This is a genomic window from Bermanella marisrubri, from assembly GCF_012295615.1.
Classification (GTDB): Bacteria; Pseudomonadota; Gammaproteobacteria; order Pseudomonadales; family Oceanobacteraceae; genus Bermanella; species Bermanella marisrubri.
The window spans coordinates 2,288,043-2,313,653 of record NZ_CP051183.1 but is presented as its reverse complement, the minus strand read 5'-3'; the positions used below and the strand labels follow the sequence as shown (position 1 = coordinate 2,313,653).

The 25,611-nt window shown below is 41.5% G+C and carries 34 protein-coding genes; 31 read left to right on the top strand and 3 right to left on the bottom strand.

Annotation, left to right across the window (positions count from 1 at the left end; all coding sequences use genetic code 11):
• Positions 1–52: 52 nt before the first annotated feature.
• Genes pgl through edd form a run of 3 tightly spaced genes read left to right on the top strand, consistent with a single transcriptional unit; the run spans position 53 to position 3,270 of the window.
• Positions 53–745 carry a 6-phosphogluconolactonase gene (gene pgl, locus HF888_RS10725; protein ID WP_007017324.1) on the top strand — a complete coding sequence of 231 codons (693 nt, stop codon included), beginning with the start codon at positions 53–55 and terminating at the stop codon, positions 743–745.
• Positions 746–763: 18 nt separating this feature from the next.
• Positions 764–1,420, top strand: a complete 657-nt coding sequence (locus tag HF888_RS10720; RefSeq protein ID WP_007017323.1) for a bifunctional 4-hydroxy-2-oxoglutarate aldolase/2-dehydro-3-deoxy-phosphogluconate aldolase — start codon at positions 764–766, stop codon at positions 1,418–1,420.
• Positions 1,421–1,428: 8 nt separating this feature from the next.
• Positions 1,429–3,270, top strand: a complete 1,842-nt coding sequence (gene edd, locus HF888_RS10715) for a phosphogluconate dehydratase (protein WP_007017322.1) — start codon at positions 1,429–1,431, stop codon at positions 3,268–3,270.
• A 9-nt stretch (positions 3,271–3,279) separates the two neighbouring features.
• Here edd and HF888_RS10710 read toward each other — a convergent pair whose 3' ends face one another.
• Positions 3,280–4,161 carry a LysR family transcriptional regulator gene (locus HF888_RS10710; RefSeq protein ID WP_007017321.1) on the bottom strand — a complete coding sequence of 294 codons (882 nt, stop codon included), beginning with the start codon at positions 4,159–4,161 and terminating at the stop codon, positions 3,280–3,282.
• Positions 4,162–4,357: 196 nt separating this feature from the next.
• Between HF888_RS10710 and HF888_RS10705 the strand changes: the two genes are divergently transcribed.
• Positions 4,358–5,044: a type 1 glutamine amidotransferase domain-containing protein gene (locus HF888_RS10705; RefSeq protein ID WP_007017320.1), complete on the top strand. Its 687-nt coding sequence runs from the start codon at positions 4,358–4,360 to the stop codon at positions 5,042–5,044.
• A 114-nt stretch (positions 5,045–5,158) separates the two neighbouring features.
• On the opposite strand, the gene HF888_RS10700 is transcribed toward HF888_RS10705, so the two are convergent.
• A complete protein-coding gene (locus HF888_RS10700; RefSeq protein ID WP_007017319.1) occupies positions 5,159–5,500 on the bottom strand; it encodes a DUF2956 domain-containing protein in 342 nt (113 codons plus the stop codon).
• A 413-nt stretch (positions 5,501–5,913) separates the two neighbouring features.
• On the opposite strand from HF888_RS10700, the gene HF888_RS10695 reads away from it, so the two are divergent.
• The 20 genes from HF888_RS10695 (at position 5,914) to HF888_RS10605 (ending at position 20,938) form a co-directional block, all read left to right on the top strand.
• Positions 5,914–6,384, top strand: a complete 471-nt coding sequence (locus HF888_RS10695; protein WP_007017318.1) for a GNAT family N-acetyltransferase — start codon at positions 5,914–5,916, stop codon at positions 6,382–6,384.
• A gap of 29 nt (positions 6,385–6,413) precedes the next feature.
• The gene (locus HF888_RS10690) at positions 6,414–6,884 is read left to right on the top strand and encodes a GNAT family N-acetyltransferase (protein ID WP_040297556.1); all 471 of its coding nucleotides are present in this window, start codon (positions 6,414–6,416) and stop codon (positions 6,882–6,884) included.
• Between the two features lie 28 nt (positions 6,885–6,912).
• The gene (locus HF888_RS10685; protein ID WP_007017316.1) at positions 6,913–7,401 is read left to right on the top strand and encodes a hypothetical protein; all 489 of its coding nucleotides are present in this window, start codon (positions 6,913–6,915) and stop codon (positions 7,399–7,401) included.
• Positions 7,402–7,533: 132 nt separating this feature from the next.
• The gene (locus HF888_RS10680; protein ID WP_007017315.1) at positions 7,534–7,920 is read left to right on the top strand and encodes a tautomerase family protein; all 387 of its coding nucleotides are present in this window, start codon (positions 7,534–7,536) and stop codon (positions 7,918–7,920) included.
• A 334-nt stretch (positions 7,921–8,254) separates the two neighbouring features.
• Positions 8,255–9,223 (top strand): ABC-three component system protein, encoded by a 969-nt coding sequence (locus HF888_RS10675; RefSeq protein WP_007017314.1) that lies wholly within the window; start codon positions 8,255–8,257, stop codon positions 9,221–9,223.
• Complete coding sequence (locus HF888_RS16815) at positions 9,210–9,434, top strand: ABC-three component system middle component 6 (RefSeq protein WP_007017313.1); 225 nt, start codon at positions 9,210–9,212, stop codon at positions 9,432–9,434. The genes HF888_RS10675 and HF888_RS16815 overlap by 14 nt, the downstream gene beginning before the upstream one ends.
• Complete coding sequence (locus HF888_RS10670) at positions 9,425–11,140, top strand: DUF2326 domain-containing protein (protein WP_007017312.1); 1,716 nt, start codon at positions 9,425–9,427, stop codon at positions 11,138–11,140. The genes HF888_RS16815 and HF888_RS10670 overlap by 10 nt, the downstream gene beginning before the upstream one ends.
• Positions 11,141–11,261: 121 nt before the next feature.
• A complete protein-coding gene (locus HF888_RS10665) occupies positions 11,262–11,621 on the top strand; it encodes a transposase (RefSeq protein WP_007017095.1) in 360 nt (119 codons plus the stop codon).
• Entirely contained in the window at positions 11,573–12,460 is an 888-nt protein-coding gene (locus HF888_RS10660) for an IS3 family transposase (protein WP_083771882.1), read from the top strand. The genes HF888_RS10665 and HF888_RS10660 overlap by 49 nt, the downstream gene beginning before the upstream one ends.
• A 93-nt stretch (positions 12,461–12,553) precedes the next feature.
• Positions 12,554–12,973 carry a hypothetical protein gene (locus HF888_RS10655; protein WP_007017311.1) on the top strand — a complete coding sequence of 140 codons (420 nt, stop codon included), beginning with the start codon at positions 12,554–12,556 and terminating at the stop codon, positions 12,971–12,973.
• Positions 12,974–12,994: 21 nt separating this feature from the next.
• Positions 12,995–13,489: a hypothetical protein gene (locus tag HF888_RS10650; RefSeq protein ID WP_007017310.1), complete on the top strand. Its 495-nt coding sequence runs from the start codon at positions 12,995–12,997 to the stop codon at positions 13,487–13,489.
• 79 nt (positions 13,490–13,568) lie between these two features.
• Positions 13,569–14,761 (top strand): IS3 family transposase gene (locus HF888_RS10645; protein WP_133308430.1). Its coding sequence is split into 2 segments (ribosomal slippage): positions 13,569–13,866 and positions 13,866–14,761, totalling 1,194 coding nucleotides; the frame shifts between segments, so codons are not numbered across the junction.
• A 100-nt stretch (positions 14,762–14,861) separates the two neighbouring features.
• Complete coding sequence (locus HF888_RS10640; RefSeq protein ID WP_007017307.1) at positions 14,862–15,140, top strand: hypothetical protein; 279 nt, start codon at positions 14,862–14,864, stop codon at positions 15,138–15,140.
• Between the two features lie 119 nt (positions 15,141–15,259).
• The gene (locus tag HF888_RS10635) at positions 15,260–15,886 is read left to right on the top strand and encodes an FMN-binding negative transcriptional regulator (RefSeq protein ID WP_007017306.1); all 627 of its coding nucleotides are present in this window, start codon (positions 15,260–15,262) and stop codon (positions 15,884–15,886) included.
• Between the two features lie 266 nt (positions 15,887–16,152).
• Positions 16,153–17,313 carry an FG-GAP repeat domain-containing protein gene (locus tag HF888_RS10630; RefSeq protein WP_007017305.1) on the top strand — a complete coding sequence of 387 codons (1,161 nt, stop codon included), beginning with the start codon at positions 16,153–16,155 and terminating at the stop codon, positions 17,311–17,313.
• Between the two features lie 83 nt (positions 17,314–17,396).
• A protein-coding gene (locus HF888_RS10625; RefSeq protein WP_133308429.1) for an IS3 family transposase occupies positions 17,397–18,589 on the top strand; the annotation gives its coding sequence in 2 pieces (ribosomal slippage) (positions 17,397–17,694 and positions 17,694–18,589; 1,194 coding nt in all).
• Between the two features lie 339 nt (positions 18,590–18,928).
• Complete coding sequence (locus HF888_RS10620) at positions 18,929–19,414, top strand: hypothetical protein (protein WP_007017303.1); 486 nt, start codon at positions 18,929–18,931, stop codon at positions 19,412–19,414.
• Between the two features lie 112 nt (positions 19,415–19,526).
• On the top strand, positions 19,527–19,982 hold the full coding sequence (locus HF888_RS10615; RefSeq protein ID WP_007017302.1) for a GNAT family N-acetyltransferase: 456 nt from the start codon (positions 19,527–19,529) through the stop codon (positions 19,980–19,982).
• Between the two features lie 280 nt (positions 19,983–20,262).
• Positions 20,263–20,520: a hypothetical protein gene (locus HF888_RS10610; RefSeq protein ID WP_007017301.1), complete on the top strand. Its 258-nt coding sequence runs from the start codon at positions 20,263–20,265 to the stop codon at positions 20,518–20,520.
• 85 nt (positions 20,521–20,605) lie between these two features.
• Positions 20,606–20,938, top strand: coding sequence for a hypothetical protein (locus tag HF888_RS10605; protein WP_007017300.1), 333 nt, complete (start codon positions 20,606–20,608; stop codon positions 20,936–20,938).
• Positions 20,939–20,967: 29 nt separating this feature from the next.
• On the opposite strand, the gene HF888_RS10600 is transcribed toward HF888_RS10605, so the two are convergent.
• Positions 20,968–21,819 carry an alpha/beta hydrolase family protein gene (locus tag HF888_RS10600; protein WP_007017299.1) on the bottom strand — a complete coding sequence of 284 codons (852 nt, stop codon included), beginning with the start codon at positions 21,817–21,819 and terminating at the stop codon, positions 20,968–20,970.
• 231 nt (positions 21,820–22,050) lie between these two features.
• Between HF888_RS10600 and HF888_RS10595 the strand changes: the two genes are divergently transcribed.
• From HF888_RS10595 to HF888_RS10565, 7 genes are all read left to right on the top strand, one after another.
• Positions 22,051–22,665, top strand: a complete 615-nt coding sequence (locus HF888_RS10595) for a TetR/AcrR family transcriptional regulator (RefSeq protein WP_007017298.1) — start codon at positions 22,051–22,053, stop codon at positions 22,663–22,665.
• 18 nt (positions 22,666–22,683) lie between these two features.
• Positions 22,684–23,100 carry a GFA family protein gene (locus HF888_RS10590; RefSeq protein ID WP_483398640.1) on the top strand — a complete coding sequence of 139 codons (417 nt, stop codon included), beginning with the start codon at positions 22,684–22,686 and terminating at the stop codon, positions 23,098–23,100.
• Positions 23,101–23,151: 51 nt separating this feature from the next.
• Positions 23,152–23,571 (top strand): GNAT family N-acetyltransferase, encoded by a 420-nt coding sequence (locus HF888_RS10585; protein ID WP_007017296.1) that lies wholly within the window; start codon positions 23,152–23,154, stop codon positions 23,569–23,571.
• A 38-nt stretch (positions 23,572–23,609) separates the two neighbouring features.
• Positions 23,610–23,822, top strand: coding sequence for an RNA-binding S4 domain-containing protein (locus HF888_RS10580; protein WP_007017295.1), 213 nt, complete (start codon positions 23,610–23,612; stop codon positions 23,820–23,822).
• Positions 23,823–23,875: 53 nt separating this feature from the next.
• A complete protein-coding gene (locus tag HF888_RS10575; RefSeq protein ID WP_007017294.1) occupies positions 23,876–24,277 on the top strand; it encodes a YkvA family protein in 402 nt (133 codons plus the stop codon).
• 183 nt (positions 24,278–24,460) lie between these two features.
• Positions 24,461–24,889 (top strand): RDD family protein, encoded by a 429-nt coding sequence (locus HF888_RS10570; RefSeq protein ID WP_007017293.1) that lies wholly within the window; start codon positions 24,461–24,463, stop codon positions 24,887–24,889.
• Positions 24,890–24,963: 74 nt separating this feature from the next.
• Entirely contained in the window at positions 24,964–25,434 is a 471-nt protein-coding gene (locus HF888_RS10565) for a hypothetical protein (protein ID WP_007017292.1), read from the top strand.
• Positions 25,435–25,611: the final 177 nt, after the last annotated feature.

Below are 25,611 nucleotides of genomic sequence, written 5' to 3'. Positions count from 1 at the left end.
TGGAGTAAATTTTGCTTCTAATAGGCTCAGGTTTTTTGCACGGAAGAACTGCATGGATTTGCCCAGTCACATCCACTGGCACAGCTACCAAGACGAACATGGCTTGGCGCAAGGCCTAGGCATAATGCTTGAGTCTGCTATTGAAGAAAGCTTAGCCAGTCATAGCCCCGCAATGATCGCGCTATCCGGTGGTTCGACGCCGCGGACTTTTTTAAAGCATCTTTGTCATCAACACCTGCCTTGGCAAGACATCGTTTGGACACCGGTAGATGAGCGCTTTGTTCCCGTCGATCATCAAGACAGCAATGAAAAAATGTTTCGAGAATTATTGATTGAGCATCATCCAGAAACCCACTTTCTCTCTATGATTCAACATCAAGAGTTAGAGCAATCGGTGCAGCTTTATCAAAAGCGTTTTCACACTTTTGGAAAAACCTATGATGTCTGTATCCTAGGCATGGGTAATGATGGACATACCGCCTCTTTATTTCCCGATGCTCCTGAGCTGTCCCAAGCCATTAAAAAAGACGCAGATTGCTTTATGGCTATGCATCCCCAAAGTGCGGTACAAGCGCGCATTAGTGCAGGATTGGAAACTATTATGCAGTCAAAGGTGCGAATCTTGCACATACAAGGTGAAGAGAAAAAGCGCACGTTTACGAAAGCATTAGCTGTGACGAATCCAGCGGAGATGCCAATCCGTTGGGTTTGTGAACAACCGTTACATGTATTTTGGTGTCCATAGCATTTTTAAGGAAAGTCCATGAGTAATCACTATCAAATATTGGATCAATGGTGTGCCCAATCACCTGTTATACCTGTGATTACTTTGTATAAAACCGAGCACGCCGTACCTTTAGCCAATGCACTGGCCAAGGGCGGTTTAAGTATCTTAGAAGTGACCCTGAGAACGGACTGTGCGCTAGAATCCATTAAGCTCATGCGAGAAGCCTGTCCGCAACTATTGATTGGAGCAGGTAGTGTTCTTGATACCCGAACACTTTGGGCTGCACAAGAAGTGGGCAGTCAATTCATTGTAAGCCCCGGAGCAGGGCCTCAATTATTGCAAGCTTTGGCTCAATGCCAGATTCCGGTCTTGCCAGGTATCGCGAGTATTTCAGAAATGTTAACTGGTTATGAACTGGGTTTACGTCGCTTTAAATTTTTTCCTGCCAACATCAATGGTGGTGTCGCCGCACTGAAAGCGTTTTCCGGTCCTATCAAAGACGTCAAATTTTGCCCAACCGGTGGTGTTAATCTCGATAACATGAATGACTACCTAGCCCTTGATAATGTATTCGCAGTGGGTGGTACTTGGATCGTTCCAACGGATTTAATCGAACAAGAAAATTGGCAAGCCATCACAGATTTAGCAAAAGAATGTCTTATTAAATCGCAGCAAGTCCAAAGGAGTTTGTAGTTAACAACATGAATAAAACCCTGCAGGCCGTCACGCAACGTATCGTCGAACGCAGCCAATCAAGTCGCGCTGCCTATTTAAACGCCATGCAGCAACAGGCCACCGATGGCCCTGCCCGCCAAGTCATGTCATGCGGAAATTTGGCTCATGGCTTTGCTGCATGTAAACCGCAAGATAAAGAATCCATTAAACTCATGAATGCGGCGAATATAGGTATCGTTACTGCGTTTAACGATATGCTTAGCGCGCATCAACCTTACGAACCTTACCCCAATATTATCAAGCAAGCCGCGCAGAAAATGGGGAGTACCGCGCAGGTGGCTGGTGGCGTGCCTGCTATGTGTGATGGTGTGACCCAAGGCCAACCGGGCATGGATTTAAGTCTATTCAGTCGCGATGTCATTGCCATGAGTACAGCGGTATCCCTGAGCCACAATATGTTTGATGGCGGTTTGTGCTTAGGGATCTGCGATAAAATCGTACCAGGTATGTTAATGGGAGCATTAAGCTTTGGTCATCTGCCTTTTGTTTTTGTACCCGCAGGCCCAATGGCATCGGGTATCAGTAACCAAGAAAAAGCTAAGGTTCGTCAGTTATATGCTGAAGGAAAAGCCAGTCGTGAAGAATTGCTAGAAACAGAATCTAAGTCGTATCACAGTCATGGCACCTGTACGTTTTATGGTACTGCCAATAGTAATCAGTTATTGCTTGAAGTCATGGGCCTGCATATACCAGGCAGTTCATTTATACATCCTGATTCTCCCATGCGCCAAGCCATGACTGAAATGGCAGTGGAGCAAGTAATTCACATGACCAATATGAATCAGCGACCCACTGCACTTTATGAAATCGTTTCCGAAAAAACCATCGTTAATGCTTTGGTAGCCTTATTAGCGACAGGAGGTAGTACCAATCACACCATGCATTGGGTGGCTATCGCCCGTTGCGCAGGTATTCAAATCACATGGGATGACTACGCAGAACTGAGTGAAGTAGTGCCGCTGTTAACCAAAATTTATCCCAATGGCCAAGCAGATATCAATCACTTTACCGCAGCGGGCGGCGTTGGCTACTTAATCAAGCAGTTATTAAAAAAAGGCTTACTACACGAAGACGTGCAAACTGTATTAGGCAAAGGACTATCACAATATTGTGTAGAGCCCCATTTTATTAACGGACAAATTCTCTTCAGACCTTGTATTGAAACCTCACAAGACAAAGACGTACTGGCGAACATCGAAGCGCCTTTCAGTGACCATGGTGGTTTACAACTTATGCGAGGCAACCTAGGCCGTGGCGTCATCAAAACCAGTGCGGTTAAAAGCGAACATCAGTCTGTTTGCGCGCCAGCTGTCGTGGTAAATGATCAAAATGAAGTGAAGACGCTATTCGAATCTGGCGAACTCAACAAAGATGTTATTTTGGTGGTGCGTTTTCAGGGCCCACAAGCCATTGGCATGCCCGAGCTTCACAAACTCACACCGTATTTAGGTTCTCTGCAAGATAAGGGTTACAAAGTAGGGTTAGTCACAGATGGACGCATGTCGGGTGCATCAGGCAAAGTGCCTGCCGCGATTCATGTTTACCCAGAAGCGAAACAGGGCGGTGCCTTAGCTAAAGTTCAAAACGGTGATGTCATCGAATTAAACGGTGCGACAGGCCAACTGAACATTGTCTTTGACTCTAAAGCAGAAGAACAACAATTCTGGCAACGTCCTGACGCGTCTATGACTACGGACCATAGCCAAGGTTTAGGCCGCGAGTTGTTTTCTAATTTCCGCAAGTTGGTGACCACGCCCGAGAAAGGTGCTATGAGTATTGATGTGCCTTACGACCAAATGAATGAATAACTAAGTTGTTCATTCATCCCAATCTTTAAAATGCTGCAATAGATAATCAATGGCTAAGCGTGCCCGCATTGGCAAAAATCGACGGTTTTGATACACGATCCAACTGGTAATGCCATGGCTCCAATAATCACGCAAAATCGGCTTTAGTCTTCCGCTGTTAATGGACTGCTCGAAACTACTCACTGGCATATAGGCGATGCCCATACCATGTTCGCAGGCTTGTAAAACCACATTGGCATTATTGGAACGCCAAGGGCCGGATACTTTCACATCAAAGCTTTGCTGATTCTCGGAAAACAACCAATGATCGTTGTTGGTTAGTAAGCATTTATGGTGTTTTAAATCGTCAGGGTGAGTGGGTTCGCCAAACTGCTTTAAATATTCAGGGCTAGCCGCTGCCATTAAGTGACGCTGAATAAGACGACGCGCCACCAAGCCAGAATCTTTAAGGCGACCATAACGGATAGCGAAATCAAAACCTTCCTCTACAAAATTGACCATGCGACTATTAAAGTCCATTTCTATGGATAGCTCAGGATGGGATTTTGCAAATTGCATCAAACAGGGGGCAATGAACTGCTCGGCAAAGGTGCCGGCCGCGCTGACTTTTAAAGTGCCCGTCAGCTTAATACTCTCATCCGATACGGATTCATCCGCTTGCTGTAAACCATCAATTAACTCACGGCACTGGGTATAATAACGCTCCCCCGCATCGGTGAGGCTGACCATACGTGTCGTTCGGGCTAGTAACTGCACGCCCAAGCGCTCTTCTAAACGCGCTACTTGGCGGCTTATATGGCTGGTGGATGCGTCAAGTTGCTTAGCTGCTGCAGAAAACCCTTGTGCCTCGGCTACTGCGACAAACTCTTGAATGCCTTCAAAGTTACTCATAGTGGCTTTTAACCTTAATACTCGGTATCTATGCTTGATTATTGCAGTATAGCAATAGTGATTTGATAATTATAAGGATTATCATCCAATCAGCCATGAACTAACCTACTCATAAATCGAAAGCAGGGCGTTGAAACATAGCGCTAAAACTTAATTTATATAAGTTATTACATTCACCGAGAAAGGAGGTTTTCTCATGAGTAAGATCCTAATTCTGGTAACCAATCACGCAACATTAGGCGAAACAGACGAAGCAAACGGTACTTTCGCGCCCGAGCTAACCCATGCCCTGCATGAGATCACAGACGCAGGTTATGACTATGACCTCGTATCCATCAAAGGTGGCCAAGCGCCAATGTATGGCACCGACATGGAAGGGGATGAAATCAACAGCAAGATCCTAGCAGATGAGACTTTCCAAAACCGTATCAACAATACGATTCCGGTAAGCCAAATCAACGTTGATGATTACGCAGGTATCTTTTACCCAGGTGGTTTTGGTCTACTAACCGACTTAGCGAAAAACGAAGAAGTGGCGAAGCTAACGGCGAAACACTATGAAGACGGCGGTGTCGTATCAGCTGTATGTCATGGTCCTGCAGGGTTGCTACCAGTGAAGCTCAGCAATGGTGAGTCACTACTCTCAAAGATTAAAGTGACAGGCTTCACCCGTGAAGAAGAAGTGGATTTCGGTACCATCGATAAGATTCCATTCTTGCTTGAGGAATCACTGGCCCGTGCAGCGAAAAACTACAGCAAAACTCAACCTTGGGGTGAGTATGTAGTGCAAGATAGCCGCGTAATCACTGGCCAGAACCCAGCCAGTGCCGGTGCGGTAGGTAAAGCTCTAGTCGAAGCACTAAAGCAAAAGCAAGCCGCGTAAGATTACGCTTGGTACGCAAATAGCTGATGCTAACGCGATACAGTTAGTAATCGGTAAAAAGCAAGCGGCCCGCTAGAAATAGCGGGCCGTTTTTGGTTTTTATCAGTAATGTAATTAAACAGGCAAAAGCAAGTAACTTAAAAACCCGGCCCAAGATAACCCCAACAATACCCAAGGCAATAAAGCAGAGTACTTGCTTGAAACCGATTCAGTTTGAACCTCCTCAGTGGTTTCTTGTTGCTGTGCCTTTGCTGCTTTTTTCTGCGCTTTATCCAACTCACGAGCTTTCGCTTTTTGCTGTTTTTTATAAAGCTCAATACCTTTAGCAATACCTTGCGTCACCAACTTGGTTTGCTCTTTAGTTTGCCCTAGCTTTTTTATGCCATTAGCAATTTGCTTGGCTTCTTGCTGAGTTTTATCAGATTGTTGATTTTTGTTCTTTGAATACTTTGCCATGAGAAAGTTGGCTCACTAACGATATAACAGAATGAAAATACGAAGAGCATGGTAGCAAATTTTAAAAATACAAGCTGGTAACAAAGTCTGATGGTCTTTTATACAGTAGATTAGCAACACCTAGGCCGCATATCACCATTTTGAGCGCCCCTCGCAAAGCCCCTAATCATGGGCCTTACAGATAACTATGCACAATGCCTGTGGATTATGCGGCCCTGTGGATGAGTTATACGAACGGGCGTTTTCAAATTATAACCACCGTGCTATTGTTGTGGATAAAATTAACTCGGCTAATGGATATAGCGGTAAGTCACTGAGAAGAAAGGGAAATTCATCCCCACCTCCCAGCCGCATATAGTTTATTAACAGTATCTAGGCCGTATAACACGCTGTTAAGTTTTTGGGAGACATTGATGATTATCAGGAAGATGGAAGAGAAGGACCTTGAAGCTGTAAGTGCAATTTGCATGGACTCTTTTTCGCAGTCTGTTGCAGGCACATTGTCTGATGAGGGGATTACAACCTTTTCGAATATCGCTGCGCGCGATGCATTCCTCGATAGGATGAAAGGCGATAACTTAATGCTGGTTGCTGAGAACAACGAAAATGTCGAAGGTGTCATCGAGTTAAAGGAAGGTCGCCATATTGCGATGCTTTTTATCCGTCCGGAATCCCAGAAAAGTGGCATTGGAAGAAAGCTGCTTATATCCGCCTTGAATCATGCGAAGGTTGAAACTGTTACCGTCAGCGCGTCGCTATCTTCAGTGACCGCTTATGAAAATTATGGGTTTGAGTGCAGTGGCGAAGTGGGCGAATCGGCAGGCTTGGTTTATCAGCCTATGGAGCTCAAACTTAACAAGGCAATGCACGCGACAAGCGCGTGATTGCGGCGTTAAGTTTTTGGGAGACATTGATGATTATCAGGAAGATGGAAGAGAAGGACCTTGAAGCTGTAAGTGCAATTTGCATGGACTCTTTTTCGCAGTCTGTTGCAGGCACATTGTCTGATGAGGGGATTACAACCTTTTCGAATATCGCTGCGCGCGATGCATTCCTCGATAGGATGAAAGGCGATAACTTAATGCTGGTTGCTGAGAACAGCGAAAATGTCGAAGGTGTCATCGAGTTAAAGGAAGGTCGCCATATTGCGATGCTTTTTATCCGTCCGGAATCCCAGAAAAGTGGCATTGGAAGAAAGCTGCTTATATCCGCCTTGAATCATGCGAAGGTTGAAACTGTTACCGTCAGCGCGTCGCTATCTTCAGTGACCGCTTATGAAAATTATGGGTTTGAGTGCAGTAGCGAAGTGGGCGAATCGGCAGGCTTGGTTTATCAGCCTATGGAGCTCAAACTTAACAAGGCAATGCACGCGACAAGCGCGTGATTGCGGCGTTAAGTGGCAGGGAGTAATAATGGATATTGATCTCATCGGTAGTATCGCTGGATTAATACTTGCACATAGTGCTTATATTGGCAGTGGGCAGGATGGAGAGTTGATGGTTCCTTATGTCATTTTTCAATCAGATGGAGCTAGAGAAGTTCAAAACTTTGAAGCAGAAACTCAGCAAGATGCGGTTGATGCTGCGCACGCTGCAATTGCTAAGTATCAAGGTAAGGTCGATGCTTGGGCTTATGCGCAAGAAGGTCTAGTAACACTAGGTGATGGCTCTAAGCAAGACATTTATTTAATTAAAGCTTGGGCGCCAGGGTTAGTGGAGCCGATCCAACTTTATCAAATGTTTCATCCCAAGCCTTTTAAGCTCACCGGTAATATAAAAATTCTAAATTTCGAAGATGCCGGTTTTAAAATTGATCAAGCTGAGCAATTTCATGCTGCTCTAGACTCAGGTATTACTTCACATAAGAAGGCAAACGAAAAATGGGAAAGTTGGTATGAGTGAAAGCCACTTAACAAACAGCTCAAACCGACCTCCACTGTGTTGCTCGTTTTGTGCTTTTTCGCTACGCTCGCACAAAACAATCAACTCCGCTCCGGCGGCTTAGCTGGGCGTTACACGTCTTAAGGAATCAGCATGATCATAATTTATGGAATCAAAGAAAAACTTAATCCGATAAAAGCAAGATTGTCGGATGTTATTCATAGCTGCATGCAAAGTGTTCTCGGTATGCCAGAGGACAAACGCGCGCACCGAATTGTGCCTTTGGAACGAGAGGACTTTTATTACCCAGGCGGCCGAAGCGATGCTTATACAGTCATCGAGATTAACATGATGGCAGGTCGTAAGCCGGAGACTCAAAAGGATCTTATCAAGGCTATATTTAGCGAAGTAGAAAGCAAGCTTGGACTTTCATCCGTTGATGTTGAAATTACGATTAAAGAACAGCAACCATACCAATGGGGCTTTAGAGGCATGACTGGTGATGAGGCAAATGACCTTAAGTACAAAGTCAACGTGTAACAAGGCCATTAAATTCGCTCCCTACGGTCGCCCGACGCTCGCAAGCTCGCAAGCTCGCAAGCTCGCGCGGTTTATGGCGGCGTTATACGACACGGCATCAGTTTCCGCGATCTACCCAAAGTGGGAGTAAACGAGTTCTGAAATTAAGAATTATGAAAAATGGCAGTTTAATAATTATGCACGTGGGGGAGCTAGTGAGAAGTAACCGCTGAAAAGTAGAATTCCGATTTTGGGTTTTCAATATTATTTTAATCATGAGAAAATATTTAAACGGTCAGGCCCTCATTAAGAGGGGCGGTGTTGTTTTTCTGAGAATGGTGTAGGGTGTTGCGAAATGAACAGAACATTATATTACAACTATATCGATGAAAAACTCCACGCATTGGCGATCAGGATTGATACCAATGGTAAGCTCAATCTGTTGCAGCTGCACATGCATTCTGAGAGCTTCTATTTGCATTTTTTAAATTTGTTATATGGCTATGCACTGGAGAATTTGAATAAAACATTGCAAAATGTTGAGGCGATAGATCTTATAGATCATAAAAACATGTTAATTGTGCAGGTTTCTGCTACCTCTACAAAGGCCAAAGTTGAGTCCGCTTTAGGCAAGGACATAATTAAAAAATTCCCATCATATAGGTTTTTGTTTTTATCAATCTCAAAAGATGCTTCTAATTTAAGAAAGATGAAATTCAAAAACCCGCATGGGATATCTTTTTCCCCGACCTCAGATATCTTGGATACAAGATCAATATTAGATGAGGTTTTAAATAAAAAGATAGTGGAACAGAAAGAGGTCTATGAGTTCGTAAAAAATGAACTGGGCAGCGAAATAGATGCAGTAAAACTTGATTCGAATCTCGCTATGATTATAAATATATTGGCGAAAGAAGACTGGAATGATGATTCTCATGTTGAGCCAGTTCATAAATTTGAGATCGATAGAAAAATCCTACATAACCAGCTTGATAAAGCGAAATGCTTGATTGAAGAATATTGCCTTTATCATGGTAAAGTGGATTCGAAATATTCTGAATTTGACAGCATGGGAAGTAACAAAAGTACTTCAGTATTGGCCAAAATCAAGCGCGAATACCTAAATAAAAAGGACTCTGGAAGTCCTGATGAGGTGTTTTTTTCTGTCATTGAGGTACTCAAGGGTAAGGTTATTGAAAGTGCAAACTACTCGCAAATTCCAATAGATGAGCTTGAATTGTGCATCGATATATTAGTTGTAGATGCATTTATTCGTTGCAAGATAATGGAAAGTCCGGAAGGGTACATGTATGCTGCTTCCTGATAACATTCACCCCGATAATAGTGTCTATTATAATGGTGCGATTGTGCTCCAGGTTCTCCAGAATAATGGAAGAATGGAGCTTTTCGAGCTTTACGAAAAATCGAAAGGCGTGAAGGAAATGTCGTTTCCATTGTTTGTATTATGCCTCGATTGGCTATATCTAATTGATGCTGCTGTTTTAAATTCGGGCGAAGTCGAGCTATGTTCATAGAAAAACTCGTAATATCAAAATCTGGAGAAGCGATTCGGGAAATACCTTTTCATAAAGGTATCAACCTCATTGTTGACGAAAGCGACGGCCAAGTAACTGGAAATAGTGTCGGAAAAACAACCGTATTAAAGTTGGTAGATTTCTGCCTTGGTGCAAAACCCAAGATAATTTATGAAGATCCAGAAAATAAAAAGGAAATCTATACTTTAGTCAGGGACTATCTCGTAGAGAATAAAATCTCTGTTTTTCTATATATAACTGAAGATCTTGACGATGAAAAAGCTAGGTCGGTAGTTATTGAGCGAAATTTTTTGTCCAGAAAGAATATAGTTCGAAGAATAGATGGAGAACCTTATACCGAGAGCGAGTTTGAAGATAAGCTTACCGAGCTCTTCTTTCCTAGTCAGGTCGGTAAGAAACCGACGTTTCGCCAGATCATTTCTCACAACATTCGCTATAGTGATTTGAGTGTTTCTAACACTTTGAAAACTCTTGATAAGTATACGAGTGATGCTGAATACGAGACACTATATCTTTTTCTATTAGGTTGTGATTTCTCTAAAGGCAGCACGAAGCAGGAAATTCTACAAAAAATACAACAAGAAAATACTTTCAAAAAGCGTATCGAAAAAGTACAAACCAAATCAGCATATGAAGCAGCGCTAGCGTTAATAGAGATTGAAATAAAAGATCTAGATAAAAAGAAGTCTTCTTTGAATGTCAATGAGAATTTTGAGGAAGATTTGAATAGTCTTAACAAGCTGAGATATGAAATTAATTTATTAAGCAAGGATGTTGGTAACCTTAATATAAGAAAAAACCTTATAGAAGAGACTAAGGATGAACTTTCTTCGGCCTCCTCAAAAGTTGACTTGGCTCAGCTAGAGTTAATATATAACCAGGCTTCTACTAACATTGATGGATTACAAAAAACCTTTGAGGATTTGGTTATATATCACAATCAAATGATCCAAGAACGTATTGGGTATATTTCTAAAGAGCTCCCTGTTATTGAAGGAAAGATTAATAGTAAGAGTGCAGATTTAAGGAAACTCTTGAAAAAAGAGCAAGAAATTGCAGATCTTGTTTCTAAAAGCTCTTCTTTTGAAGAGTTGGAAAGCCTAATCGCTGAGCTTAATGCTAAGTATCGAGATAAAGGTGAGTATGAAAGCATTATAAAACAGCTAGATGAAGTAGAGAAAAATATTAAAACGTATGAATCTGAATTAAATGATATAGATAAAGAGCTGTTCTCGGATGAGTTTGAGGCGATAGTAAAACAACAAGTGAATAAGTTTAATGAGCACTTTTCAGCAACATCCGAAGCCCTCTACGGTGAAAAGTATGCCCTTAAGTACGATAAAGTCGTTAACAAAAAGGGCCAAAAACTTTATAAATTTAGCGCCTTTAATACTAATTTCAGTTCCGGTAAAAAGCAGGGTGAAATTTCCTGTTTTGACATAGCCTACACGCTCTTTGCTGATGAAGAAAATATTCCTTGTATGCATTTCTTGCTAAACGATAAAAAAGAGCTTATGCATGATAATCAACTACTAAAGATAGCTGACCTTGTGAATAAGAATGGCTTGCAGTTTGTTGCTTCGATATTGAAGGATAAATTGCCGAGTGAACTAGATAACGAAGATTATTTTATTGTAAAACTTTCAGAGAATGACAAGTTATTTAGAATTGAAAATGACCAGTAAGGAAGAATGTTCGGACAGCGTATAACAAGGCAATTAAATTCATTCCGGCCTACGGCCTCCACCGGACGGAGAGCTCACCCTATAAAGTAGACGCCTATCTAAACCAAAAGGTAGGTCGTAAATGCCAAAAATACTCAGTCCAGAGCGAGTCATTGAGTACTCTGTAGAATTTAAAATCAGAGTAATCAAACTTACATTTGAACTCGATGTAAAAGCCATGGATATCGCTAAGGTTCTCAATCTTCACCCAATGATGATTTATCGATGGCGACAGGAGTATAGAGAAGGTAAGTTTGTAGAAGAGCCTTCAAGAAGAATTAGTATGACTAAAGAGACATCTACGCCTAAGGAAGATCGAGACAAAGACGATGAGATCAAGCGTCTTAGGAAAGAATTGGCAGAAGCAAAAAAGGAAAATGACTTTCTAAAAAAGTGGGATCGGTATCTGAAGGACCAAAAGAATTCCGATTTAGATTCATAAAAGATCATCGCGAATATTTTGGTGTCAGATACCTTTGCCGGAAACTTTTTGTATCATTTTCTGGTTTCTATAAGTGGTTAAGTCGGCCTGTAGAACTAAAATCGGATAAGAATGATGAGCTCACCCGCTTAATTAAGAAGATATTTGAGAGGCATGAAGGGAACTATGGAAGCCCTAGAATTCATCGTGAATTAGTGAATTTAGGGCTGGTTGTTAATCATAAGCGTGTTGCAAGAATTATGCGGGAAGAGCGGTTGATAGCTAAAGCGGCGAAATTGTACCGTAGGAAGGCATTGCCGGATAATTCATGTATAACTGTTGGGAACCTTAGACATAATATTCCGCCACCATCTGGTCCTAATCAGCAGTGGGCAGGTGATGTTAGCTATCTTAAAGTCAACGGCGAATGGATTTATTTATCCGTTATTCTAGATCTTTACTCTCGGAAGATAATTGGTTGGTCATTGAGTAGAAACAGGACTACTGAACTAACTTTGCAATCATTGGATATGGCGATTGAATCGAGACAGTTCGAGCCTGGATTGATTTTTCATAGTGACAAGGGTGCTGAATATGGCGCGCATGTTTTTCAAAATAGACTTCGATCATCTGGGATAAGGCCGAGCATGAATCGTCATAAAACAATGACGGATAACATTCACGTGGAATCATTCTTTCGTACATTTAAGACGGAAGTGTTCCATGGTGAAATTTTCGAAGATGCAGAGCATCTCCGTGATGTCACGAAATGGTATCTGGAGGATTATTATAACTGTGTTCGAATGCATACTTCGTTAAACTTTAAATCACCAGTGCAGTATGAAAGAATGGCTGCTTAATATGAATCAGTATAAGCGTCTACTTTTAGGGGTGAGCTCTCACGCCCTTGTCAGGGCGCCGTTTATTGCTGGCGTTAATTTTTAAGGAAGAATATGTCGATTTATGTGAAACCTATATTACTCGGTACACTTTTCGGATTGATGAGTGGAATTATTGGTTACTTTGCCACTGTTTTATATCTGTCTATAGGGCAAGGTGTGACTGAAAGTTCTGAGCTTGTTGAGTTACTACGATCTAAAGAAGCAATGTACTGGAGTATGCCATTTAGCTTTTTAGCGCTGCTGATTTCTAGCTTCATTTCTTCCCGTAAACTTCACACTGGGCATTATTTAGTTACTTTTGTCGTAGCCTTAGTGGTGTGTTTGAGTATTACACTCGGCCCACTTAAAATAATAAGTATCCATATGAACTACTTACCAATCTTAATTGGAAGCCTAACAGGTGCTTATCTAGCCAAAAAAATTAACAAATCAAGTCAGCAAGATGGCAGCGAAGCTGCCATCTCTGCTTGAGGCGTTATAAGTTGATACCAGATGAAATTTAAACACGTACTCTGTTCATTACTAATTATCTTTTATTCCTCCATTAGTTTTGCTGATGATGGATATACGATAAGTGAACTTCGTGAGTACTTTAAAGATAATGGATTTCAAGCAATTGTAGGTCTTGTGCATGCAGGACATTCAGCAGAGGAATGGAAAGAAACTGAAATTCTAGATGAAATGACCGAAATGGGCAGTGAAGAAACTGTAGATATTCAATGGAAAAGCAGACCATTCCTTGAAAAGAATAAACTGAGAATTTCTACATCAACAGTTTATGCTCATATTGAGAATGCCCCTCTGACAACAGACGTTGATGGTACTTATTCTTGTTTAGGTGCTGCTAGTGGCGACACATTGGTACTGAAGCTAAAAGACTCACGCTACTTTACATATACATGGTCATGCGGCTCTGGCGGCTGCGGCTTCTGGGTGGACTTTATTGAAAAAGATTTTGGTGAACTAAGTGATGTTTGCTTCAAGTAAACTTATAACAAGTACGCGCAGTGGATTATGAACTTCCCCCGATAATGTGGACATCTTTAAATAACTTAAAGGTGTCTCAATGCCCAAGTATAATAACCCCAGAAAAACTTGGTTTTACTCAAATGAGTTCAAAATCAAGGCAGTTAAATTAAGCTATCAACCTGATATTCAAAGTAAGCAAGTCGCTGAAGGTCTTGGTATCCATCCTCTGATGTTATCTCGATGGAGAAAGGAATACCGAGAAGGGAAAATCCAAGGCGATGGTCAAAAGCGAGTTGGTGTGACAAATAAGCGAAAATCTCCTCCAAAGAAACAGCTAACAGAGAACGCGAGACTTAAAAAAGAGATTGAGCGTTTAAAGAAGGAGAATGATCTTCTAAAAAAGTGGCAACAGTTTCTAGCGGAACAGCATCAGAACGATTTGGATTCGTCGAACGATACAGATCAGAGCTAGGAACGCAATTTTTATGCGATTGGCTTGGAGTATCTCGCAGTGGATTTTATGCGTGGAAAACACGAAAACCATCGAGTCGAGCTAAGTCTGATCAAGCCTTGTTAAAGCTTATTAAGCACATATTCGTTAAGAGTAAAGGCCGGTATGGAAGTCCTAGGGTTCATATGGCTCTTAAAAAACAAGGCGTATTGGTAGGAAGGTCCCGTGTCGAGCGCCTAATGAGGCAGGCTGGGTTAAAGGGGCGAGTGAGTCGGGTCACTAGGCGCATGCCTGGTTTAAAGAGATTTGTAGCTCGCGGGGAAAATAAGCTACTGGAACATGGTAATGCAACTCAGATCAATCAGGTGTGGGTATCCGATATTACCTATATCAAGCACCAAAACTCGTGGTGGTACTTAGTAACCATAATGGATCAATATTCTCGGCGGATATTAGGTTGGACTTTGTCTAAGAGTCGTACAGCCGAAGTCACCGCGAGGGTATTGCAGTCTGCTATCAAAAATCGAGGCTACCCCAAGGGTATTATTTTTCATACAGATAGAGGAATTGAGTTTACAGGCTCAGACTTCCAAAAAGTATTGAAAAAATATGGGTTTATACATAGCGTAAATCGAATCGGCTATTGTACAGATAACGCGTTTATGGAATCCTTCTATCACAGTTTAAAAGGTGAGCTGATAAGGAAGTCAAATTTCAAAACAGTGGCTCATTTAAGAAGAGAGATTGGTCGCTACATAAACCAGTTTTACAACCTAGTTCGGTTACACTCTGGTTTAAGTTACATGTCACCAATCAAATATGAACAAAGCCTAGGATAAAAATGGTGGTGTCCATTTTATCGGGGGAAGATCATTAGTTACGCTGCGCTCCACTAACCACTGGCGTAAACGTTAAGTATTCTTAGTAGAAGTATTAAACATGAGTGATGAAGAATTATTGATACTTGATTGTGAAAAGCATGGAAAAGGCGTTGCTGCAGTAGTTTGTGGACATCTAACGACTTATTGCGACACTCCGCTTGGATTCGTTGAAAACTCTGACGAGCCTAATGACTTACAAGGTTGGTGCTTTGCTTGTGAATATGTATATGATCAAGAAGAGGATCTAACGGATCGATTTAAAAGTTTCAATAATATGAGGCTGGTTTGTGAGAAATGCTATTCCATTATCAAGTCAAAACATACGATAGAAACTTAACAAAGCAATCAATTGCGCCCACAAAAAATGTGGGCCGGAAAATCAAAGCAAAAAACGCTTTGATTTCCGATTATTTTAAGCGTTAGCTGCGCAAGGACTCTACTCAGGAGCATAAAAGGATGTATGTCCCGAATCACTTCAAAGAAGAAGACCGAGAGAAGCTTCAACAGTACATTCGCGATTATGGATTTGGGCTGCTCGTTATCGCAGATGATGAAGGGATTGATGCCAATCACGTACCCTTTTATTTGAGTTCTGGGGAAAACGATTCTTTTGGATATCTTCAGTGTCACCTGGCTCGCAGTAACCCAGTTTGGCAACGCATGCAGGACGGAGCTAGCGTGCTTGCAGTTTTTCAGGGGCCAGATGCTTACGTTTCCCCCTCCTGGTACCCCACCAAGGCTGAGACAGGCCGAGTCGTCCCAACATGGAATTATTTGGCTGTCCATGCACGAGGCAGCGCTCAGATTATTCAGGATTCAAGCTGGCTGAAACATCATCTCCACCAGCTAACAGACCAACATGAGTCGCAAATGGTCGCTCCTTGGTCTGTGGACGATGCGCCAACGGATTTCACTGAACGTTTGGTAGAAGCTATTGTTGGCGTAGAGATCAAAATTGAAACCCTGACAGGTAAGCTGAAAGCAAGCCAGAATCAGCCAGAGAGGAACCGGGCCGGTGTCAAAGCTGGCCTAGAGACCGGAGAAGGAGCGCAGAACCGTGCGATGGCCAAGTTCATCAGCTAACCAGGGGCTGTTGTCGGACGGTTTTTCCGTCGCGTCGCTCCTCCAAAACCGCCGCAAAGCCCAGCGTTAGGTGCTTGGCTAGGAAAAAGCCTGAGCCGAAGGTGAAAGAGGGAATTAAGTAAACTGTTCTCGGAATTTGCGCTATATTCATGGAGCATTGCGGCTGTTTCCAATTAAGTCAAGAATGGGTGGTATGGTGACGTGTTTAAACGCGTCACTTTGACGTTGAATATAATGTTAGGTATCAAAAAATAAGGAGACTGATAATGAAGAAGCTAATGATAATAGCTGTTTGTGTTGCATTTTTTTCAGGCTGTGGTAGTGGTGGTAACACAGGAATAGATTTGGGGATATCGCAAAATTTCAGCGTAGATGACAGCAGTTCTCATACGTTACAAGTGATAAGCTTGCATGTTGATCGTAAGGCGATAAAAACAACGAATCCGCACACATTCGATCATGCGGTAAGTTATGCTGACTTTGATCAAGATGGGGATATTGACATATTCATGTCATCAGGGGATGGCAGCGAAAATGAGACGCCTTCTGAGCTTTATTTAAACGATGGCAATGACAATTTTACACTCGATACTGATTTTTTTAATGGCTCACCACCAGGTCAGGTTCATCCAAGGAAGGCCTTGACTGGTGATTTCAACGGTGATGACAAAATGGATGTCTTTGTTATTGGCCATGGTTACGATCAACCTCCTTATCCTGGAGAAGCGCCTTACCTGATTTTATCTTCCAATTCCGGTTTTACTCTCGGGGGTGGCCTAAGTTCGTTAGCTGGCTTTCATCATGGCGGAGCCTCCGCAGATATAGATGCTGATGGGGATCTTGATGTGTTTCTTGCCGATACTCGTGAACCTACCTTCTTAATTAATGATGGTGCAGGTAATTTCACAACAGACACATCGAGATTGAGTGGGCTAAACCTCCAAGACATGTACACTGCCGAGTTAGTAGATGTAGATAACGATGGTTATGTCGATTTACTTGTTGCTGGTCATGAACCAGCAGGCTTTTCAAGTAAAATACTTTGGGGAGACAGTACGGGATTTTATAGTACATCGAAATCTACAACTCTTCCCGCTGTAACTCAAAATGGCACGGTAATAGATATTGATGTTGCGGATATTGACCTTGATGGTGATAAAGATATCGTATTAAACAGAACTGGTGATGGTACTGGTGCGTTGGGACCTTATCAGGGCTATTATCTCCAAGTTGTAGAAAATACAGGAAACAGAAAGTTTGTCGACAAAACCCAAGAAAGGTTTGCTACAGGTTCTAATTCATCAGAAAGTTGGATTGACTGGATTCGTTTGCAGGACTTCAACAGCGACGGCCATATAGACGTTGTCGTTGATGATGCAGCAAGAAATCTTGTCTGGTATAACGATGGAAGCGGTAATTTTCAGTAATAAATACCTAACAAGGCAAATTCACTCGGCAATGAACTTCCCCCGATAATGTGGACACCTTTAAATAACTTAAAGGTGTCTCAATGCCAAAGTATAATAACCCGAGAAAAACATGGGTTTACTCAAATGAGTTTAAAATAAAAGCAGTAAAGTTAAGCTATCAACCTGATATTCAAAGCAAGCAGGTTGCTGATGGTCTTGGTATTCATCCCTTCATGTTATCGAGGTGGAGAAAAGAGTACAGAGAAGGAAAGATTCAGGGTGATGGCCAAAAGCGAGTTGGTGTGACAAATAAACGTAAATCTCCTCCGAAGAAGCAGCTAACCGAAAATGCTAGATTGAAAAAAGAGATCGAGCGTTTGAAGAAGGAGAATGACCTTCTAAAAAAGTGGCAACAGTTTCTAGCGGAAGAACATCAGAGCGATTTGGATTCGTCGAACGATACCGATCAGAGCTAGGAACCTCTTTTTTATGTCGATGGCTTGGGGTTTCGCGAAGTGGTTATTACGCTTGGCGGAAGCGAAGACCATCTAATCGAGTAGAATCCGATAAAGTTTTACTCAAAAGAATTAAACAAGTTTTTGAGAAAAGCCGTGGTCGCTATGGCAGTCCAAGAGTCTATCAAGCCCTTAAAAATCAAGGTATAGCGGTAGGAAGGTCACGTGTAGAGCGACTTATGAAGCTGGCAGGTTTAAAGGCCAGGGTTTCTAGGGTGACCCGAAGAGTACCTGGTTTAAAGCGATTTGTGTCAAAGGGCGAAAACAGATTGCTTGTTCATGGTAATGCTACTCGAATCAATCAAGTTTGGGTTGCCGATATTACTTATATTAAGCATCAAGGCACTTGGCAGTATTTAGTTACAGTAATGGATCAGTACTCTAGAAGAATAATCGGCTGGACACTCTCAAAATCGCGTACAGCCGATGTTACAGCAAGAGTCTTGTCGGCAGCTATCAAGAACCGAGGATATCCCCGCGGAATACTCTTTCATACCGATCGAGGTATTGAGTTTACGGGTTCAGAATTCCAAAGGATTCTAGATAAATACGACTTTAAGCACAGTGTGAATAGGATTGGTTATTGTACCGATAACGCATTTATGGAATCCTTCTATCACAGCTTGAAAGGTGAATTGGTTAGGAAAACAAATTTCGAATCACTGACCCATTTGCGAAAGGAAATTGGTCGATACATCAACCAGTTTTATAACAATGTTCGGTTGCACTCTAGTTTGAACTATATGTCGCCGATTAAATATGAACAGAGCCTAGTATGAAAATTGCGGTGTCCATTTTATCGGGGGAAGATCACAACATTTCGGATCCAGAGGGCAACCATATCCAGTGCGGGAGTTTAGACTATAAAAAATCAACGATAGAGCGACATCCAATACTGGGCTGAAGGTGTATTAATGAGTTGGTGGAAGCTACGTAATTCATCGTAAAAACGATGTTTAACAAAACTTTCAAGGGATAGAACGGCGCATAGCCTTGAACTTACCTTGGTATAATGCGTTAATTTTTTGTCAATGGTTTTTTTGTTGAGCGATGTTGTGCTCTGTTAGCATACAGGGTTGTAGGTTTTATTGTATTTATCAAATGGATTTAAAATTATTATGAAATATTTTTCAGCGTTAATCGCTTGTGTTGGTGTTTCTTTATGCGGAATTTCTCAGGCAGAAGGTGACAGCGAATACTCAAAGGTATTATCCATCGGGGGAAATGGCGTAACCATAAGAGATACTGAAAGCAATTGGTTTTATGGAGCTAATTACACTTTTTCTGAAGAAGACTCGGACTATTATAATAGTGATACGTCACATGAATTATCTGCTGTTATTGGGAAGAGAATTTACTTAAATAACGAGAAAGCACGAAGCTTTGTTGATGGGGTTGTTGATGTATCTCATCATTTTTCTGATTCAGATTACAGCTCCTATCGAATTTCAGCGGTGTATGGTTTAGAAACGTTTATATCAAGTGTGGTCAGCATAGAAGGCTCTGTCGGTGCTTCAATTATCTACGCTGACGGCACAAGCTCTAACTATACAAGATTGTCAGTTCCATTTGGTAGATTCTCATTAAGTTATTATTTTGACTGAGGTCAGGCAAAGGTTGGTCTTTACTACTGTTGAAGTTAACAAGGGATTACATCCTATTTAATCATAAAACATTCGAGCCTCTAAGTATTCTGAACTTAAAATTAGTTATTAAATGACTGTCCGACTATGTAATAAAAATGATCTAGCTTCCATCTTTGATATTTATAATCATTCGAAAATTGATGAACTTAAATACGAGGATAGGGATTTTATGCTTCTGCCTCTTGAGAAAGATGATATGAGATTAGGCGGTTTGATGGAGTCTGATATATATGTGTATGAAGAAAGAGGCAAAATTTTGGGTTTTGGGGCTCACCACGATAACGAAATTCGAGCCCTATTTGTATATCCTGAGAGTAGGGGCAAGGGCATAGGAAAAACCTTGCTTGAATTTTTATTGTCCAATGTTCATGGCCAACCCTATCTATATGTTGCTAGCACGAATCAACCAGCGAAATATATATACCAAGGATACGGTTTTCGTGTAACTGAGACGTTCGAAACGACATATAATGAAATACCAGTGATCGCTCAAAAGATGGTTCGTAAAGATCAGATCTTAACTTAAGCAATGAGATTGATATTTAAATACAGCTACCTAATATAAATATCAATTCAATCAGTTTATTATCCAATAGCATAACATTTATAATAAGACTATTAAAAATGCTGGAGAAAGCATGAAAATAATCATAACTGCTGTATGTCTATTACTTATTGGGTGTAGTAAATCGGATGCTCCGCACGAGGTTTATGATCAGTATGTTCAATTAGAAGCATCGGGAATTTCTGTCGATTAATTTATTAATGCCTATAGCAAGCGGAAACGAAATAAAATAGAGGAATCCGTGCAAGTTGCAATGGCAAAAAACGGTTTAACCCGAGAGCAAACAATTGAGGAGTATCTACCCATATTTCAAGGTTTTGCCAAGTGTAAGAAACTAGAGCTTATTGATGAAGTGATCGAATCGGATACCGCTATTATTTCTTACCAATCGACTGACGACTGTGTAGAAGGTCAGGTACATACTAAGAAAGAAGTCATTTATATGGTATATGAAGACGGTTGGAAGATAGATGACAATGATATTCAAGAACTAAACTAGTGGTCATCTCAATTCAATTTTGATATACCCACACTGTAACAACACATTTTTATGTGGCGTAATTTTAAATGTCTTAGGGAAAAGCATGATAAAAAAATTCATTCCAATTGTTTTATGTTTATTGTCAGGATCAGTGTTGGCAGAGGGAAAGCCCCCTGAGCTTTGGTCGTGGTTCAAAGATCTGAATAAATCCAAAGAGGCTTGTCAAATACAAAGCTCATATTCATTGAAAGTACTTGGATTAGAAAATCAGGTTGAGAATGAACATGGAATATATGGAAATGTAAGATCTAACCGAGTGGTCGTTAAATGTATAGGAATGTCACCGAACAAAAGTAAGCTTATGGTGGCGGTTGCAGGTCACAACAGAGACTCGGTTGAGCTAGTGAGAAATAAGATTATAGACTCAATAAAGTAGTATTGAGTCTAATTGTTTTATTCTTCGTATTAAGACGCAAGGCCATTCAAAATAGTTGGCCAACAAGCTTCGCAACGTCTGCGTAGCAGATCACTATGGCCGATTTCTTTCAACCCAAAGCCTGCTGGTTCCAGAAAGTGCTTTTCTATGCTGGCGTTGGGTAAAAGTCGCAGAAAATCATCTACATTGTCGGGTACGGCGATGTGGTCATCTGTGGCGGTTAATGAGAGTATCGGAGCTTTGATATCTGCGTAGTAGTGCTGCTGTATTTCCTTTCCAAAACTGTTTTCAACGTAACCTGGTGCACGGCACCATTCTCTCCATTGCTTAGCTACACCGCGCGGTAGGTTCTCACCAAAACCAATAATCTTGGTAGGCCAATAACCTTTAAACGCGACAGAGATTGGCTGCCAAACATGGAATAGTAGCTTTGCAGCGAGTTTTGTTTTGGGTTTTAAGTTATTGAAATAACCAGATGATGCAGCAATAAGAACATAACGGTCGACGATAGAGAAATTCGGCATTAAACCGATTAATTGTGCTCCCGCGCTATGTCCCACAAAGCTAATGGGCAAATCCGGCTCGAGATTGATAAGTTTTTCTAATGCTGCTGGCAGGTCAAGCGATCCCCAATCGACTAGGTCGCCTGAGATTTGGGCTAAGGGTGTGTTATTACGAGAGTCTCCGATACCACGATTCGAAAAGGTCAGTACAGAGAAGCCCTGCTCGCTCAGCCATGAGGCAAAATTGAAGTAGACTTGGTGACGAAACCCCGTAGCTGGTGCGATGAGAACTGCGCCACGAGGTGTATCGGTTGATGCCTTGAAGAAATGGCCAGTCAGGCAGTATCCGTCTTGACAGGCGATTAGCGTTTTTTCCATTAGTCATCCAACTAAAAATCGATTCTCAAATTCATCACGGCGCTCATACACGTGATGCGCCCATGACTGCCCGAGTTCTGCCTATTTGATGCTAGGCATTTGCTCGACGATATACTTCACATACAATAACAGAATAATATTCTATATTGGAACATTATTCTCTTTCTAACTGGGGCTGTCAAACGGTAGAATGTTAAAGATGGCGAGATCAGACGGGCGAATATCAATTTAATGAATCAACATAAAATTCTTGAGAGTAGATTTCCTGGGCGAAGAGCTGGGCTAAAAAGAGAAATTTTGGAGCATGCGCTTCATTGTTTTAACGAGCTTGGGGTAGAGTCGACCACGATAGATGTAATCAAAGCCCGCTGTGAAACCAGTGTTGGTGCGATTTATCATCACTTCGGGAACAAAGAAGGAATTTTAAGTGCGCTTTTTTTCGCTGCCCAAGATGATCAGAGATTACATCTTGCACAGTCGTTAGCGATTTCAAATAGTCTGCGTGATGTGGTGTCTGCGATCATTTCGAGTTATTTGGATTGGGTTGTTGAGAATCCTGAATGGGCAAAATTCCTATATCAAGCCCGTGCTTCAGTCGCTAAGGGGCCATTTAAAGAAGAGCTGAACGATCGTAATCTAAAAGGGTTTCGTGAAATCAGAGCAAAATTGCTTAGTTTCGAGAACGAAACGACTGATATTGTGCAATCGTTCGAGTTATTGCCTTCTTTGATCATTGGACCCAGTGAGAATTATTGTAGAGCTTGGCTTGCCGATAGGGTTCAAACGTCGCCATTGGATTACCGTGAAGAGTTTTCGGAATCTGCTTGGCGCTCGCTGCAAAGGTAAGAGGCTACTTGATGAACCATGGAGATAAGTATTATGAGTAAACACACTGGCTCTTGCCTATGTGGGAAAGTGACATTTGAAATAGAAGGTGATTTAGAGAGTTTTTACTTATGTCACTGCCAGCATTGCCAAAAAGATACGGGCTCTGCTTTTGCGGCCAACATATTCTCACAGTCAGCCAAACTGCGATGGCTGACAGGTGAAGATTGCATAACTAGTTTTACTTTGGAAGGTACCCGTCATAACAAGAGCTTCTGTAAAGTATGCGGCTCAGCATTGCCTAATACACTGACTCAAAACCTACTTGTTGTGCCTGCTGGAAGCTTGGATACAACAATTTCAGTGGAACCTACAGCACATCTTTTTACATCTAGCAAAGCAGATTGGGAAAAAGATTTGGATAAAATAGCAGCCTTCAAGAGTTTACCTAGTTAGGCTGCTAATTAATCACACTTAACTTATTCAATGACACAAACAAGGACGAACATGGCAATCAAATACAAAGTGAATGAGCCAATTACCACGGATCAGTTTATTGATCTATTAGAACGCTCCACCCTAGGAGAGCGCCGCCCCATTGAAGACTATGATTGCATGGCGGGTATGGTTTCCAATTCCAATCTTATGATAACCGCTTGGAATGATGACATTCTTGTTGGGATTGCCCGTAGTGTGACGGACTTTCATTATGCCTGTTATCTATCCGATTTGGCAGTACATCAAGATTACCAGAAATTAGGCATTGGCAAGCGACTACAGGCTCTCACTCAAGAGCAGCTTGGTCCTCGTTGTAAGTTGATTCTCATTGCTGCGCCGGCTGCAAACTCTTATTATGGGCCCATTGGTTATAGCCAGAATGATCGTTGTTGGGTGCTGGAGCCGGGAACTCAGATTCTCACGGAATAAAGCGCCCCTAAATACATAAAGATAGGTAATGAGTTTTAATGCGAGTAGTCGAAATCACCGAAGAACCCGTTGAGTTATATAAGATTCTTAAGTTTGAAGGCATCGTAGAAAGCGGCGGGCAGGCCAAGGCGGTCATTGATGATGGCCTGGTATCGGTCAATGGTGAGGTAGAGACCAGAAAGCGTAAGAAAATTGTATCTGGTGATGTCATTAAATACACGGATATTGAAGTTAAAGTCGTGCTGAAATAGCTAGCACAGGAATAGTTTCTTTAATTGGACCTTGATTTCAAGAGAAGTGCGTTATGAGCGAGCACAGCAAAAACAAAGCCGAAGAAGAGCTTAAACGACAATCCGCAGGCGTCTCGAAAAAAGATCTTGAAAAAGTAATTCACGAACAAGACGCCATTGAGGACAAGTTTAAGACCAGTGGTCCACTCGGTCGCTATATTGAAGATGCCAAGCTGCTGTTTTCGCTTATCAAGGATTACGCCAACGGCAGCTATCGAGCGATTCCTTGGTACTCTATAGCTGCCATTGTTGCAGCATTGCTGTATGTCTTAAATCCTTTCGATATTCTGCCCGATTTACTTCCGCTACTTGGTTTAATGGACGATGCCTTTGTCATTGCCAAATGCTTGTCTATGGTGGAAAGCGACCTTCATGCTTATAAAGCATGGAAACTTCAAAACCAGTCAGAAATGTAGGCCACTAATTATGATCTGGCCTTTCCATTGTTTCTATCATGATCGGTTTCCTAATAAAGAAGATAGTTCTTTCCGCTATGATCTACTGATTTAGTATTAAAGATAGAGATTTAAGTTGTTGAAAAACCAATCAATGTCATAAACTCCACCATCGATGTCAATTTAATACAAAGGAAGGTAAAAATGGTTTCGAAACAGTCGATTCCTGAAACTAAAAGTTTTGAAATAACTAAGTCTTCAGATCCGTTACTTCGACTTATAAACTTAATTGTTGATACCTTCATGCTTTTAATTGTTTGTAATTTATTTGTCTTTATTGCTGGCTTTATATTTGGCCATTATAGCATTGATCTGACCACGTCTTTTGCTATCGCAACGCTAACATATTTGTCTTACTACATTATTTTGGAATCAATTTTTGGCAAAACATTAGGAAAAATCATAACCAAAACTAAGGTTGTAGATGAGTACGGTGGTTTACCCAGTTTGCCACAAGTGATTGCCAGAACTTTTTCTCGACTAATTCCATTCGAGCCTTTTTCCTTTGCGAGGGATGATAGCCGAGGTTGGCACGATAGTATTCCCGGAACATATGTCATTTTGGATAAGTAAGTATTGCTGCTATTACGCGACGAAATGCAGTGGTTGACATCATTCGTATAATCTTAAAAAGGAATTAGACAGGTATGCGTATATTATTAATTCTCACCTTGTCATTGAGTTTTTCTGTTTTTGGAAAAGAACTATCTAGAGATCCGGCTAAATTAGTTGAGCAAATGGCAGCTTGTGACGTTTCTTGGGACGACTACAAAAACTCCATCGATGTTGAGATGACACTGCTAGAATTCTTTACTTTATCGGTCCTTCCTGATCCAGATAGGCGTAATTCATATTTACCCAAGAACCCGACGACCGTATTTGGTTTAGATGTTGTTAAACTGAGTCCGTCTTTTGGTATGTCACCGGGTTTTATGGTTCAGGTAGGCAGCGATTTGAATGAAGTCAAAAAGGCGGTTGAAGAATCACGCGGGTTCAATCTTGAATGCGAAGATAAAGAAAAACGATGCGGAACAGACATATCAAAAACAGAAGCGTTTGTTATCATGCAAGGACGTTCGAATGTGGTTTTAGGTTGCATTTATCCTTATCAGAAGTAGTCAACACCGTTTTCAGTAGGCGGTGGCTTAGCGCTAAGTTTATTGGATTTTCAGACCAATTCAGGAAGGACTGACTTGGTCATCATTAACCTCAGCTAGCCCATAACACAGCTATTACAATAGTTCTAGGTTCTTCCATCGGCTTTAATCAATTCTATCTTTCCTCTATCTCCTGAG

Excerpts from the sequence above, each read along its gene's own strand:
- pgl (WP_007017324.1), top strand. The coding sequence starts at position 53 with ATGGATTTGCCCAGTCACATCCACTGGCACAGCTACCAAGACGAACAT.
- HF888_RS10720 (WP_007017323.1), top strand. The coding sequence starts at position 764 with ATGAGTAATCACTATCAAATATTGGATCAATGGTGTGCCCAATCACCT.
- edd (WP_007017322.1), top strand. The coding sequence starts at position 1,429 with ATGAATAAAACCCTGCAGGCCGTCACGCAACGTATCGTCGAACGCAGC.
- HF888_RS10710 (WP_007017321.1), bottom strand. The coding sequence starts at position 4,161 with ATGAGTAACTTTGAAGGCATTCAAGAGTTTGTCGCAGTAGCCGAGGCA.
- HF888_RS10705 (WP_007017320.1), top strand. The coding sequence starts at position 4,358 with ATGAGTAAGATCCTAATTCTGGTAACCAATCACGCAACATTAGGCGAA.
- HF888_RS10700 (WP_007017319.1), bottom strand. The coding sequence starts at position 5,500 with ATGGCAAAGTATTCAAAGAACAAAAATCAACAATCTGATAAAACTCAG.
- HF888_RS10695 (WP_007017318.1), top strand. The coding sequence starts at position 5,914 with ATGATTATCAGGAAGATGGAAGAGAAGGACCTTGAAGCTGTAAGTGCA.
- HF888_RS10690 (WP_040297556.1), top strand. The coding sequence starts at position 6,414 with ATGATTATCAGGAAGATGGAAGAGAAGGACCTTGAAGCTGTAAGTGCA.
- HF888_RS10685 (WP_007017316.1), top strand. The coding sequence starts at position 6,913 with ATGGATATTGATCTCATCGGTAGTATCGCTGGATTAATACTTGCACAT.
- HF888_RS10680 (WP_007017315.1), top strand. The coding sequence starts at position 7,534 with ATGATCATAATTTATGGAATCAAAGAAAAACTTAATCCGATAAAAGCA.
- HF888_RS10675 (WP_007017314.1), top strand. The coding sequence starts at position 8,255 with ATGAACAGAACATTATATTACAACTATATCGATGAAAAACTCCACGCA.
- HF888_RS16815 (WP_007017313.1), top strand. The coding sequence starts at position 9,210 with ATGCTGCTTCCTGATAACATTCACCCCGATAATAGTGTCTATTATAAT.
- HF888_RS10670 (WP_007017312.1), top strand. The coding sequence starts at position 9,425 with ATGTTCATAGAAAAACTCGTAATATCAAAATCTGGAGAAGCGATTCGG.
- HF888_RS10665 (WP_007017095.1), top strand. The coding sequence starts at position 11,262 with ATGCCAAAAATACTCAGTCCAGAGCGAGTCATTGAGTACTCTGTAGAA.
- HF888_RS10655 (WP_007017311.1), top strand. The coding sequence starts at position 12,554 with ATGTCGATTTATGTGAAACCTATATTACTCGGTACACTTTTCGGATTG.
- HF888_RS10650 (WP_007017310.1), top strand. The coding sequence starts at position 12,995 with ATGAAATTTAAACACGTACTCTGTTCATTACTAATTATCTTTTATTCC.
- HF888_RS10640 (WP_007017307.1), top strand. The coding sequence starts at position 14,862 with ATGAGTGATGAAGAATTATTGATACTTGATTGTGAAAAGCATGGAAAA.
- HF888_RS10635 (WP_007017306.1), top strand. The coding sequence starts at position 15,260 with ATGTATGTCCCGAATCACTTCAAAGAAGAAGACCGAGAGAAGCTTCAA.
- HF888_RS10630 (WP_007017305.1), top strand. The coding sequence starts at position 16,153 with ATGAAGAAGCTAATGATAATAGCTGTTTGTGTTGCATTTTTTTCAGGC.
- HF888_RS10620 (WP_007017303.1), top strand. The coding sequence starts at position 18,929 with ATGAAATATTTTTCAGCGTTAATCGCTTGTGTTGGTGTTTCTTTATGC.
- HF888_RS10615 (WP_007017302.1), top strand. The coding sequence starts at position 19,527 with ATGACTGTCCGACTATGTAATAAAAATGATCTAGCTTCCATCTTTGAT.
- HF888_RS10605 (WP_007017300.1), top strand. The coding sequence starts at position 20,606 with ATGATAAAAAAATTCATTCCAATTGTTTTATGTTTATTGTCAGGATCA.
- HF888_RS10600 (WP_007017299.1), bottom strand. The coding sequence starts at position 21,819 with ATGGAAAAAACGCTAATCGCCTGTCAAGACGGATACTGCCTGACTGGC.
- HF888_RS10595 (WP_007017298.1), top strand. The coding sequence starts at position 22,051 with ATGAATCAACATAAAATTCTTGAGAGTAGATTTCCTGGGCGAAGAGCT.
- HF888_RS10590 (WP_483398640.1), top strand. The coding sequence starts at position 22,684 with ATGGAGATAAGTATTATGAGTAAACACACTGGCTCTTGCCTATGTGGG.
- HF888_RS10585 (WP_007017296.1), top strand. The coding sequence starts at position 23,152 with ATGGCAATCAAATACAAAGTGAATGAGCCAATTACCACGGATCAGTTT.
- HF888_RS10580 (WP_007017295.1), top strand. The coding sequence starts at position 23,610 with ATGCGAGTAGTCGAAATCACCGAAGAACCCGTTGAGTTATATAAGATT.
- HF888_RS10575 (WP_007017294.1), top strand. The coding sequence starts at position 23,876 with ATGAGCGAGCACAGCAAAAACAAAGCCGAAGAAGAGCTTAAACGACAA.
- HF888_RS10570 (WP_007017293.1), top strand. The coding sequence starts at position 24,461 with ATGGTTTCGAAACAGTCGATTCCTGAAACTAAAAGTTTTGAAATAACT.
- HF888_RS10565 (WP_007017292.1), top strand. The coding sequence starts at position 24,964 with ATGCGTATATTATTAATTCTCACCTTGTCATTGAGTTTTTCTGTTTTT.